This is a genomic window from Roseibium sp. RKSG952 (genome assembly GCF_009711355.1).
Genome location: NZ_SMMF01000817.1, coordinates 1 through 12,372, shown reverse-complemented (window position 1 = coordinate 12,372; position 12,372 = coordinate 1). Strand labels below are relative to the sequence as shown.

Annotated in this window: 11 protein-coding genes; 6 read left to right on the top strand and 5 right to left on the bottom strand. The window is 58.1% G+C overall.

The window, feature by feature from the left end:
* Positions 1-198 precede the first annotated feature (198 nt).
* Positions 199-504 (bottom strand): hypothetical protein, encoded by a 306-nt coding sequence (locus E1297_RS08275; protein WP_155136435.1) that lies wholly within the window; start codon positions 502-504, stop codon positions 199-201.
* A gap of 214 nt (positions 505-718) precedes the next feature.
* Here E1297_RS08275 and E1297_RS08270 point away from each other — a divergent pair, with 214 nt between their 5' ends.
* Positions 719-940 (top strand): TraR/DksA C4-type zinc finger protein, encoded by a 222-nt coding sequence (locus tag E1297_RS08270; protein ID WP_155136432.1) that lies wholly within the window; start codon positions 719-721, stop codon positions 938-940.
* Positions 941-984: 44 nt separating this feature from the next.
* Entirely contained in the window at positions 985-1,716 is a 732-nt protein-coding gene (locus E1297_RS08265; protein ID WP_155136428.1) for a hypothetical protein, read from the top strand.
* 202 nt (positions 1,717-1,918) lie between these two features.
* Here E1297_RS08265 and E1297_RS08260 read toward each other — a convergent pair whose 3' ends face one another.
* From E1297_RS08260 to E1297_RS08245, 4 genes are all read right to left on the bottom strand, one after another.
* Positions 1,919-3,727 carry a PcfJ domain-containing protein gene (locus tag E1297_RS08260; RefSeq protein WP_155136425.1) on the bottom strand — a complete coding sequence of 603 codons (1,809 nt, stop codon included), beginning with the start codon at positions 3,725-3,727 and terminating at the stop codon, positions 1,919-1,921.
* The gene (locus E1297_RS08255) at positions 3,724-8,346 is read right to left on the bottom strand and encodes a strawberry notch-like NTP hydrolase domain-containing protein (protein ID WP_155136422.1); all 4,623 of its coding nucleotides are present in this window, start codon (positions 8,344-8,346) and stop codon (positions 3,724-3,726) included. The genes E1297_RS08260 and E1297_RS08255 overlap by 4 nt, the downstream gene beginning before the upstream one ends.
* Before the next feature lie 178 nt (positions 8,347-8,524).
* Positions 8,525-8,839: a hypothetical protein gene (locus E1297_RS08250; protein WP_155136419.1), complete on the bottom strand. Its 315-nt coding sequence runs from the start codon at positions 8,837-8,839 to the stop codon at positions 8,525-8,527.
* Positions 8,839-9,984 carry a hypothetical protein gene (locus E1297_RS08245; RefSeq protein WP_155136416.1) on the bottom strand — a complete coding sequence of 382 codons (1,146 nt, stop codon included), beginning with the start codon at positions 9,982-9,984 and terminating at the stop codon, positions 8,839-8,841. Before E1297_RS08245 ends, E1297_RS08250 begins: the two co-directional genes overlap by 1 nt.
* A 110-nt stretch (positions 9,985-10,094) precedes the next feature.
* On the opposite strand from E1297_RS08245, the gene E1297_RS08240 reads away from it, so the two are divergent.
* From E1297_RS08240 to E1297_RS08225, 4 genes are all read left to right on the top strand, one after another.
* Positions 10,095-10,652, top strand: coding sequence for a hypothetical protein (locus E1297_RS08240; protein WP_155136413.1), 558 nt, complete (start codon positions 10,095-10,097; stop codon positions 10,650-10,652).
* Complete coding sequence (locus tag E1297_RS08235; protein WP_155136410.1) at positions 10,649-11,476, top strand: hypothetical protein; 828 nt, start codon at positions 10,649-10,651, stop codon at positions 11,474-11,476. The genes E1297_RS08240 and E1297_RS08235 overlap by 4 nt, the downstream gene beginning before the upstream one ends.
* Entirely contained in the window at positions 11,463-11,939 is a 477-nt protein-coding gene (locus tag E1297_RS08230) for a hypothetical protein (protein ID WP_155136407.1), read from the top strand. Before E1297_RS08235 ends, E1297_RS08230 begins: the two co-directional genes overlap by 14 nt.
* A 224-nt stretch (positions 11,940-12,163) precedes the next feature.
* Positions 12,164-12,372: hypothetical protein (locus E1297_RS08225; RefSeq protein WP_155136403.1), on the top strand; the 209-nt coding region annotated here is incomplete at its 3' end.

Below are 12,372 nucleotides of genomic sequence, written 5' to 3'. Positions count from 1 at the left end.
GGAAGGGGTTTGCCGCGCTTCTGGATCATCGCCTTGACTAGGTTGTTGGTTTGCCATGGTGGTTTCTCCGGTTAACGTCTTCCCCGCCCTGATGACAGCGTTTCTTGCGTACAGTTTAGATGACGCACGGGCGCACTATACACGCGCTCGAGGGAAAGTACGAATCCCGGGGACGACGAGCACTTTCCCTCTGCGCCGTCATTCATCTATATGGGAGAAGCCGCCTGGGCGAGCAACGGAGAACGGCATATCCCGCGTGATCGAGAGGCGCTCCGCCTCAGAGCTCTTGGGAAGGCGGTACTCGGAGTTTATATCACCGGGCACACTGCGTCTGTGAACCATACCTCCGGCACCGCCCTCGGGAAGGTTCATGTTTGATCCGGAAGCGACACCGTAGCGTGCCTTGAGGTTTTCGTAGCGGAAGTCGACCCGATCCGCAGCAAGGACGGACGCGGCCGCCAAGGGAACAAGAAGCGTGGCAAGTGCGGCGGCGGACAGTTTCATGATCATCGACTCCAGTTGAATGAGGTGCTTTCGGAATCCTAATCGAAAAAAATCACCGGCGGCAAACGAGGCGTTTTGAGGGACTGCGGGCGTTTAATGGATTCGCTGAGTTAAAAATATTGAATCCTTATTGACGAGTCGGTTCCGGTAGGATTATTTTCTCCGTCGACGCTTTTGAGCAAGGATTCAACCATCCCTATAAAGGAATTGAGAAATGGCCGATGCGATTGATACGGCGACGGACTACGAACAGGCCCGGGTCACTGACCGGATTTCAGCGATTCAAAACTCCGTCGCGGCGCAGAACGACGACATCTACTGTGAGGAATGCGGCGACGAGATCGAGGAGGCGCGCCGCGAGGCCATGCCCAGCGCTACTCGTTGCGTGCTCTGCCAGGACATCTTTGAGCGCCCCGGCCGCGTACGCCGGTTCTGAGTATGTCCTCGGTTTCGCTCTCAAACGCCCTTCAAGAGTCCGCGATGGCCAGTATCGGGGCACCGGATCATGTAGAGATCGCCGGCTACATCTCGCGAGCGGACAAGTACAGGCTGAACGACGGCGCGCGTGACAGGATCGCGGAGACCCGCAGGCGCGCTGTCTGGTCCATCGAACAGAACCTCGATGTCATTAGGGTTCCGGACGTACCGATCTGGGTTGAGTGGCGCGGTTTGCCCTCCTTTATGAACGGTGATCAGGGCAAGACGGGTTTTCTGGCCGTCGCAAATCCGACCGCCGAGCAAGTCGTCTCCTTCATTACAGCATGGGAGGACGGGCAGGGAGCCCGGCATGCCTACGCGTTCGCCTCGATCAATCTCGCTGCTGCCTACCATCATGCCTACGAGGCCAGGCGCTTCTTCTCGAAGATACAGGACGAATCCCTCGAACGCATCATGGGTCTCGTGATGGTCACGATTTCGGATGGTTTCTCCGACGAACTCTCCATCCTGACGGATGGAGACCATCGAGTAAACGAAGCCGCGATGCGCGACGGATCGGCCGAAATTCCGTTCATTCTAGGCGTTCTGGAAAGCGTTCTGTCCCCCGGCGCACTGACAGTCGAGGGCGAGGATAGCCCACGTGCCCTCGGCTGGTCGGCACCAAAAAGATCACTCGTGGATCGGGGGCGAGATGTTCTCGGGATAGGAAACCCGCTGGAGTTCAGGAGAAAGCTGGATCGCGAGACTGAGACGGCCGCGATCACCCTCCTCTGATCCAAAAGCGCGGCAAACTCTTTCCTTCAGGACGGGGAAGATGTTAAGTTGAGACGGTCAGGTCGGAGCAATGCTGGAGGCGTTGGTCTCGTGGACAACGCCTCGTCCGGGAGATCATCGAGATCAAACCCGGTTTCGTCGATTTCGGTCGCTCGCGTGACCAACCTCCCTTTTAGATGTGATTAATCGAGCGATGGTGCGGTCAGAACCGCGCCATCCTTACGTCGGGAACGATATTTTCCGCGATGAACGACACCTCGTCGCTCGCCATGATGTCGTCCATCTTGCGGCGCTTCCAGCTGTCGGTGACGTACGGCCCCCACGCCTTAGCGACGATCTGAATAACGCTGTCTTCCTTCCATTCATAACCGCAGAGCCGGCCGAGTCCGTCGAGGGTTTTCTGGCCGTTCATGCGCATTTCCTGAAAAGCATCGATCCTCTGTCGCTGGAGGGGAACGCGGCCGACAGCCACCGAGTTGACGTACCACGTGAGCGCATCCTTGGCGGCGCGGCAGGGCTGAGAGTTGCTTCTCGCCCGGCTTTGTTTGACGGTTAATTTGTTGTCATTCGGAGACAGGCGAGAGAACTCGACGGTCGCCAAACGATCAAAGCGACCGTCTTCGTAGTATCGACGTACGGAGACGATGTGACAATCCGCCTTTACGGCGGAGCTATGGTACCCGCCCACGCAGTGCGATAGTCCCTTGTTTCCGGCAGGGTCCTCCCCACTCGATCCTTCGTTCCTCAACTGCTCCGGAGACGTTAGCGGCACGATGCGGATGCCGGACGGAGCGACAACCTCTTCCGTCAGCTGCGGCCATGACCCTTCCTCGATCGACCCGACGAGAAGCTGGTTGTGGCGATCTTCTGCCTGAAAGATGGCATCGTTGATCTTCTCGCGATTCAAGCTCCAACGACGGGTGAGGTCGGCGATCTCGATCGCGCTGCGACCCTTGAAGAGCATCGCATACGCGCTTTGGATCGCGGCGGTTCTCATTTCCGGCGTCACAGTCAGGTCGTGTTGCGTTACTCCGATGGCGGCGGCCGGAAGAAGGAACATGTCGGCGAACTCGACCGACATCAGGTATGCCTCTCCCATCATGGACCTGGTAAACGAGATCGCCCCATCGAGATCCTCGACCTCACGACCGCCGTCCTTGGCGGCCTTGAAAAGAAATCGTTCCCAGTCGCCCGCGCGGCCCTTTACCAGATCCGCGATGTCCTCGTCGGAGGCGCCTAGTTCAGTCAGCAGGCATTCCGCCGAGTGACAAAAGGCTCTCCACTGATCACCCTCAGTCGGTATCCAGTCTGCAGGAACGAGCGATGCGAAACGCGCAACCGTTTCGAGAGAGCAGCCTGCCGGAAGCTCTGGCGCGCGCGCCAGGCGTTTCATAACACCCTTGGAGATAGTCGCTCCGGATCGGTTCTCCAGAACCTCCTTGAGGATGGGGGCGAGAGATTGGGAACGGTCGATAGCAATCTTGAGACGGACCTCCTTCGCCATCAAGGCGGCGGCGAGAGGGTAGCTTTCGGCAGCTTGACGACGCCGAGTCGCGCGCTCGCCCTCACCGGAATAAAAGGAAAGCTGATCGAGGCTCTTGCCGTCCGCGCGTGACAGGGCTGATACAGCTCTGGCATCCATGTGTTCCGAAAGGTGCTCTGCGGCTGCGGAAAGAAGTTTCCGAACGTCCTCATTACAGAGATCACGCTCCTCACGAGGCACGCTGAGGGTGTCCATTATAGCTTCAGTGCCCTCGCCGGACAGAAGAGAGAATATCCAGTCTTCGTCGTTTTCCGAAAGATACCAGTTATGGTCGTGGCTGAGTTCGGGAATATCATCCGTGTCGAAGATGCCGCGCAACGGTACGGCCTGGGCGTCCATTGTGTTGATGCCGCAGACGTGCAGTTCCTTGCCGTGGCAGTATCCGATCAGAAAGGCGCGTCCGGCATCCGTGTCGGAAGCGACGGCTCGAAGACTGCCGATGCGAACGCTGCTGTTTGTCGAACTCATCGATAGACCCTTTCGTTCTCACTGGAGGTGTCCTGCATTTCGGCGTGCGGCTTTCCATCGGCGTAGAAGGTGTTATATCCGGCATCCTTCAGGATCGCGAGCGAGCGACGCAGTTCAGAGTCGCCCTTGATGCGGCGCGTGGAAGCGCCGCGTTCATCCAGAACGCCGGCTCCATGCATTTCCCGATAGTCGTCGGACCGCCAGAAAGTCTTTTCACCTCGTCTTGTCGGACGAGGCAGGCTGATCACCCACTCCTTTGAGCCGACGGAACGCACGGTAATCGCGGCGCGGCCCGTTGCCGGGTTCGTGGTGATGCGATTCACACCCCCTCCTATGAGGGCGGTGATGGCACCTTCGGCGCTATCGATCCGCTTGGAGAGGAACGCGAGTTTTTTCTCGAAGCCCCTCTTCACCATGATACCCTTGTGGCGAACTCCGTCGGCATCCACGAAAGAAACGAGAGAGCCGACCTTGTGCTTGGTCGCGATTCTGGCACCCCTGAAGATATTAGAGGTCAGGAACTGCGCCCGGGATAAGCGTTTTGATGTCGCATTGTTGAAAGCATCCAGAACGCGGTCGTAATCATCACCCTCCAGACCGTCGTTGGAATGCAGGATGAGGTCGCCTTCCTCGGTCCTGTCGCAAACCCCCGGCATCTTCAAAAGCGTATTGACGAAATACGTCTTAAGCTTCGTTTCGCCGGGTATTGCGAGTTCGACGCGATATTGCTGAGGGATGTGCTCAAACCCGCGGCCAGGAACATGCACGCGCGTCACGATGGCATCCTCCTGAACGCCGTCGTGATTAGTGATCTTTAAGCCACGTCCCGGCGCGAGGGAGGCAAGCGCAATGCTAAGATCCTCCATCTTCCGGCGGATTTCCTCAACTCGCATGTCGCCTTTTGCGAGAGCCTCATCGACGTTCTGCGAACCACCCGATAGGTAGGTTTCGAGGTAAACATCGCGATTACGGGAAAGGTTGGCGGCCGCCTTGCTCACCGCCGCGAGACACTTGGAGCCCTCGGAAACGGCATCGAGCACGTTCTCGGAAGTGAGTGCGGGAACCACCCTTTCGACCCGTCCTTCCTGGAGATACAGCGGACCGTTGAACGAATTGTCGTCGCTTCCGGAGATCGCACCCTCGAAAAGTTTGCTTTCTCCCATGTGAACGATACCTTCGACCTGACGTGGACGAAGCGGGTTCTCGCCTTGCGCCTCGAGCTCGGCCAGATGGAAGGTGTATTCGGCGAACAGTTCGCTAAGGATCTTGTCCTGGAAATCGGTGTTCAGGAGGCTGAGACGGGCCAAGAACGTATTCGCCGTATGTTTAGTGTCTCTTTGCGCCTCGGCCGCGAACTCGTCGCTCGCATAGGAACGGCGGCCGTTGCTCTCCGGGTCGAGGCAAAGCTTCTTTAGAAGGTCCGGACGCATTTCGGCGTAATTCGAGATAACCCTGTCGCCCACGGAGTTGATGATGTCGGGGATGTTGTTCGTCAGGAAGGCGCTATCGCGGCTCGATGTCACGTTAGCAGACATACGCCGCAGGCGACGGTTCCGCATCACCGCGAGCCGGATTTCGTTCGGAAGACCGGCTGACAACAACTCGACGCGCGGGAAGCTCACCTGGTCGCGGCGGGATGTCCGGCCGTAGGACTGGATCTGACGCTGAACGCTCTGAGGAGCCTGCGCTTCGATAAAGACACGGCGGCGCTGATCCTTGAAGCGTCTTGAGGCATGAAGGTCCACTCCGGTGGCCGAGCTGACGTTCATCAGAAGGGCATCGTGCGCGCCGCTGTTGAAGCCGTTCTTCACGGTCGTCTTGTCCCGGCTCTTCCTCGGAACGACCTCGCCATCACGAAACTCATGAGTTCGTCCCGTAATCTCGCCGCAGCTGAAACCTTCCTTCTCGATCCGGGACTTAATCACGTCGATCACCGATGCGGAAAGATCGGGAAGCGCGTCGATCTTGGCACGCACGCCAGTCATGGCCGCCGTCAAGCCGACGGCGGGGTCACCCTCGACGAGTGCGGGTAGATTGTCGCTATCGTCGACGACGGAGACATAGGTCTTGGTTAGCTGCGAGAAGACCCTGTGAACGACCACCTTGAAGTCCGGCTTGTCCGCATTGCCCTGAGAGACCTCATCAAGTACCGCCTGAACCGTGTTGTCCACCATGATGACGGGTTTTTCGCCGTTCTTGAGCGCCTCGATCGAACGATCGGCGGCGTGTTCCGCGCCAAGGCAAGCCGCAGCCAGACGGGTCATGGCGTGCAGGGGGGCACCGAACGGAATGGCGCGCATTTCGCGCTTGTCCTGCTGACGGGCTTCATCCCGGTTGAAATTCCGAACCGTGTCGGCGATATCCATGGAAACCTGCGCCATGTCGGCGATAATGTCCGCGAGCCGGTCCATGTAGGCTCGGTTCTGGGGCATGCGGCCAGTGTCGATGTGCTGAGAGAATTCGATGCCGGAAAGGTCGAGCTCGCGACGCACCATGACACCGTCGGAAACCAGCATGTTGGTCACGACTTCTTGAAGCTGCTCGCCGTCCGCAGCCATCATCTTGCCGATCTCGACTGAGTCAATGTCGTCCGGGAACAGGCGATTGTAGAACGCAACCGCCCTCGATGTCGCCGCATGGGTCGCGGATGAGTAGATGACGCACCCGGCCCGGTCGATCGCATTCGAGATGTTTTCCGACGTGTTCGACGTGCCACTGGACGCGTTGTGGACTTCGTCGACGACCAGGACCGTGTTCTCGTCGACCGCGCTGTCGAGCCATGCGGACCGACGGGAGTCCTCGGGCTTCCGGTTGACCTGGGTATAAGTCATGTAAACGGCGTTGATGCCCTCCGGCCAGCCGCCCTGATCGAGGGTGCGCTCGAGCATTTCATCGTCGTGCGTTTCGAACGGACGATCGGTGTCCTCGTCAATCAGCTTCGCATTGCTGTTGAAGACGAGGGGTTTCACCGTGCCTAGTCTGCCGATATGCTTAATGTCACGCTGCATGTCCGCGAGGTTCGGGACCTGCTCGGACAGGAAGATAACCTTCCTTCCCTGTGCGACCGCACGCGCAATCATCGCCGCGCACTCGCGGCCCTTGCCTACACCCGTTCCGTCGGCGAACAGAAAACCGCGGCCGCGGCTCTCGGCATGCACCGCCAGAGCCAGACCGTCAACCTGCTCGGGCGCGAAGACCTCGGCGAACTCCTTGTCCGTATATCCGAATTCGCGGGCCATGGTCTTGTCGATATCGCCAAAACTCGCGGCTACGCGGTCGAGCGCCTTGCGGGTGGCCCCGTCCAGCTCCTGAGGAATCATCGTCGTTGGCGCGTTGACCTTCGACAGGGAAACATAGGGCTTTTGGAACTCGTTGTTGGCGAGCGACGGATCGGCCGACATGAATTTCGCGTTGACGGACAGTCCGCTTCTCGCATTTTCCATAGCCTGTGAGCGCTCGACCGTGTGAGAGGACGCCCAGCTCCAGAGATCCACGATATTCTTCGACACCGGCTCGGCGGGGTCTTCGGTCATCCCCTTGTGCCCGAAGGTAACCAGACACAAGACACCATCCGTCTTTCCGGGAATAAAGGCGCTGTCCTCGATCTGGGTGATGCCGGAGATCTTCTTTAGGAGCTTCTTGGCCGCCGTTTCCGTTTTCACTGGAACGAAAATGATCGATCGGCTTGCGGCCGTATTCTCCTTGGCAGCCTTGATGGCCTCGGATTCGCTATTGACCAGCCTGAGGGAAGCATCGAACTCGTCTCCACGATCGACCGCGCGCGTTGCACGAGGCAGGAGGAAACGCTTCACCTCGGGATCGAATACAGGAAGAAAGACCCTCGATCCGATCAGATCCCTATCGGAGCCCAGCATGCGACGTCCGCAGACCGCAAGGCTCAGATTGTGAGCCAGATCGGCGGCAGGGGTACCTTTCAAAGCTTCCTTAAGGGCAATAGCGGACGCGAATCGCTCCTGTAGAGCGAGGTTGCCGCGGCGGACGACGCGCCTGATGACGGATGCCTCGACATCGGCATTAAACTGTGTCTGATCCTCGATGCCGCAAGTGAGGGAGAATGCCTCCGGGGATGCGTATTCCTCGTTCGGGGCCGCGAAACGGGTTTCGATGTAGCCCTCGATGCAGGCCGCGACGGCAGACGGGTCATTGCCGCGGAGAAAGACGTCCGGCGAGGGAGTGATGGTCTTGGATTCGTAAAGCCTGTTCGCGCGCGGTGGGGCGGTGAAGCGCTCGCCCTCGGCCGTCTCGTAGACAGCCTGCTTTCGGCTATTGATGCCGACGCACTTAAATACATCATCCTGAGCATGAGCCTCCTGAACGGTGGCCTTGCCTTCTAGTCGAACGTAAATCTCACTCTTGGGAAGTTCAGTCGCCTCCGCCTCCGGAAACCCCTTCTTTTTGAAACGTCCGGGATTCAAGAGACGGTGGTCGGTCGTGTACCAGCCGAGATTTTCGTTACGCCGGAATCCGAGGGCTCTCAGGGCATCGGCATGTTTGTCCCCGTTTCTGACCAAGAAATAAATCTTGGAGGAAGGAGCCTGCACGCACACGAGTGACATGCCATAGTGAGAAAGATCGAGCCAGCGTTGCGTATCGGACATATGAAACCATGATTTCTGGAACCTGCTTGTAACTCGATCCTCTCCGGCGGTCACGCATCATACAATAACATTCCTGCTTGCCGACGGTGTGTCGTTCAAGGATCGGCGAGGAGGCTCGAGTGACCAGAGTGAATTGTTGCGTTCCTTTTTGCGGGCGCGGGCAAGGAGACAGGAAGAATCAGTACCCGGAACGATCCTCACTCGTAGTGTCGTTCTTCTTCTCCTCGCCGATCCTGGCGGCGAAATTGGAAATGGTCGCGAGCTTGCGCTTCGCAGATTCCTGTCGCGCCTCCGCCTCCTTCTCCTGTTCATGGGTCTCAGCCATCTCGGCTTCCTCGCGAAGGCGCGTGAACCCGCCGTCGCTCGCGAAACTGCGGACCTCGGCGATCAGTACCTCCCCTGGACGCTCGCCGTCCGTCTCCTCACCGACTTCATGGATTTCCTCCGGAGAGACGAGCCCCTTCATGTCGAGATTGATGATCGATTCTCTCATTACCTGGCTTCCCATTCCTCAATCTCCCTGGTTTCAATGCCGTTGGTCTTGTAAGCACCGAGGACTTCGAGGGCCTGTCCCGCGATGCGCATGTCCCTCACCATCGCCACATGCTTCGCACGCAACAAGCGCTTACCTCCAGAACGAGCGACCTCGACGATGGTGACCGTCTTCGCTCCCGAAACGAGATCGAGAGCGACCCTCGGTATTCTCGACACCGTTCCGAATGAAACGGCATTCTGGTCGACGGACAGAACGCCGTCCGTGATTTTGATGTAAATGCGGTCCTCCTCACTCAAGCCGACGTACGGAACCGCCAGAAAGATGCGACCGTCACTGGATTTAATGACATCAGCGTGATCGATCTGCGCAGCCTTCTCCGGATCGCCTAGAGGCTCCTTCTTCGCCGCTGCCGTCTTTTTCGGAACGGGTTTGACGGGCGATTGTCTTCTCGTCGTCACCGAGTCGGGCGGCTCCGTCCCGAGCAGTGTTTCCTTCGTGAGTTTTCTCGTCACGACGTTCATCATCGCTGCACGCAATTCGGCTTCGTAGCCATTTCCGGCGAAGAGGATCGCTTTTACTCTATCTTCCGCGCTCGGGATGTATCTGCGAATGTTCGCCCATCCGATTGAGGGCAACGTCGTCTCGATTAACCTGAATGAAAGTCCGGGCGCCAGCCCCGGCTGTTTCAATGCCTCTTTCCAGGTAAGTTCCCGTTCTTGCCAGCTCTTCCTGGAAATCCCTTGAGGTCTTTTCCCGTCGGCGCTCCAGGCCCACCGCGCCACCTCGCGTCTCGCCTCGAACGCCTTCCTGTAGGCCCCGGCGCCGTGCCGGAAGATGGCGAGAACCGCATCGTCCAGAAGGAAGTAGTTCACGATGCAGTTCAGATCCGCGTGCGGCACGCCTCCGCGCCCGTCCGGGTACTTCCTCTTGACGACCTCGCAGGCCTTGCGAATGACCTCGGAGCCATGATCCTCGCCGATTCCGATGCGGCTCAGGTCGTACATGAGGACGGCCTGAGCCGCCACCTCGCGACCGTAGCGCCTCGCCAGAAGTCTCATCGCGTCAGTTCTGAATCCCTGGGTGACGCGCGTGAAGTCCTGGATGCGTCTTATGTTGAGCCTGTAGCCGTCGGCTGGTTTCATTCGGAAAGGTCCCCCTTGCATAAATTAAGCCTTCGAGCCACGCTCTTAGCAAGGCTTCAAGGAAATAAAACGGCTTCAGCATGCAGTTTACCCCGTCAGGACCTCAATCGGTGTTCTACCTGATCTCGCGAATGCGCGATCTCGACATTGAGTCCATCGCGATAGCGAACGAATCCATGTACGGTCCGGATGGAAGATCATGCGCCCTCGCTGCGGATGTCGTGCGCAGGGCCTCCGAGAACGCCTCAGTCCTCGAGAATGGCAATGTCATCTCGGACGGAGAACAGGTCATGATTGCCAGATTTACCGCCGAGTCCCTGTCGCGTCTGACGCTGTGGGATCCCTATGACGCATCCTTCGAGGACGAGACCATCTTCGACGTTATCGGCGGTTGGCCGGAGGAAATCATCATTCGCGTTGATGCCGCACGGCTACGTCCCGCGCTCGCGCCCACCGTCATGAAAACCGCTCAGGACCACCTGGTATCCACCGCGCTCGAGGTTCTCTCGCAACTCCCTGGAGCGAAGAGAGTTGGTTCCACGGTAATTTGGGCGGGGTCCCTGCCGGATCGGGAGGAACTGATCTCGTGGCTGGACGTTCCGGGACCGGGACTGATCGCCGATCACGACATCATCCTGACCCAAGGCGGCATACGGGTGATCTCGTGAGAAAGCCTCTCTACCTTGTCGACCCCGATGAATTCGCTTTCATCGCCCCTCCTGAAGTCATGACGGATCTTACCGGAGTCGACGCATGGGGGCTCGCCATCGTCAGGGGAACTGATGTCGAGTACCTTCTCTACCCCTCCCGTGACGGTGAAGCGAAGCTGAGACGGAAGGCTTCGCATCTGCCCACCTGCCCGGCGATGTCTTGGGGATCCGACGTAGCGATTATCGACCATCGGCGCGAGATGGACTTGCTCTCGGGGCTTTCGGAAACTTTCTCAGTATCCTTCAACTCCAACGAGCGTTCATCCTCCGTCGTTCCGGGTTTTCGTCCAGCAGCCCCAACGAGGCAGGGGGAATTGGCGGTAAAGGTCCAGCCGTTCGGCATCGACATAGAATTGACGGGCGAACTCGCCCAGGCGGGCTGGATGGCAGGATACGGCGAACTGGCGTTGCACGTCTCGGACATCGACGACCGACTTGCTCTCGTCAGGACGAAAAACGGAGTTCAGACGAATGAAACGGACAAGGGCTTGGAGACCTGTCATTCCGTCCCCGGAGTGTCCTTCCCGAATTCCAGCTCGGACTGGGTTCACCCCGAATATCGCGTCGTGGGCGATGCCGTGATATTCCGTCTACCGAAAGTCCATCATCAGGGGCCCCTTCCGTCTAGCGCGGTCGAACTGCCAGAATCCCACCTTTCCAACGTGCGTCCGCGCTGCCGGAACAAATCCCTCCTGTCGGCTCTCGAATCTTTTTTGGTTCCCTTTTTTCTCATCGCCGTCCTTTACTTCTTTCTTAATGAGGTCCTAAATGCCCTTGGTTGAACGCTTTAATCCACTCGATGAACGCTGGGGCCATGCCTCCCTTGTATCCGGTGGTGAGTATTTGCATGTCGAAACTCCCCGCTTCGATTTCGTTATTCCGGGGAGCGAAATTCGCGAGGTTCGGGTGTGCCGTATGGTCAATGAATTCGCTCGTGGATACGAGGTTTTTCACGTCCTGATCCATGGTAATGACGCCTTCGTGCTCGCTCCATTTCTGAAGGGCGCGCTGGGCGCTATAGAAGAGCTCCGGATGATGAATCCCAACACTTCCTTCCGCGACTATCGCGTCGGACGCCTTCCAATCTTCGCACGGCATGGCAGCCTTCTGGAGCGGGCCTTGTTTGCTATCCCCGCGACATCGATATTCACGTTCGAACAACTGGAAAAGTTCGAGATGACCATCGCCTCGGATGAGATACCTGATTACTCCCGTCTCGACGTTTGGGGAAGCGATCGTCCTTAGTATCCGTGAAGACACATGATGGCCAATTTGGGCCAATAAGCGGCTCAAACGGTCCTGAAGCACAAAAACCCGCTCATCTGAAATATATCCTTTCGCATCAGCGCTTGTCTTCTTGTCCGCCGGACCGGCAATCCAGCCATGTTTCCGCCGTCCGCTTGTTTTTTCGGTTTGATAGTGTCTTTTAGACTCCGGATGCCCGAAGGTAGAAGGATTCATTATTGATCATGCGCACAACAAATCTTACCGAATTACACGGCGACATTCTCCTCGTGCTTTTGAAGCAGCAACTCGGTGCAGACGCGCCAAAGACGCGTGCGTCGGCCACAGCGTACGTCGTGGGCTTCGATCCGAGCAGGAAAAAGGAATACGGCGAATGGATGGTTCGATCCTTGCTGAGAGGCGATTTTCTGGCCGAAGACCTGCCAAAGGCGCG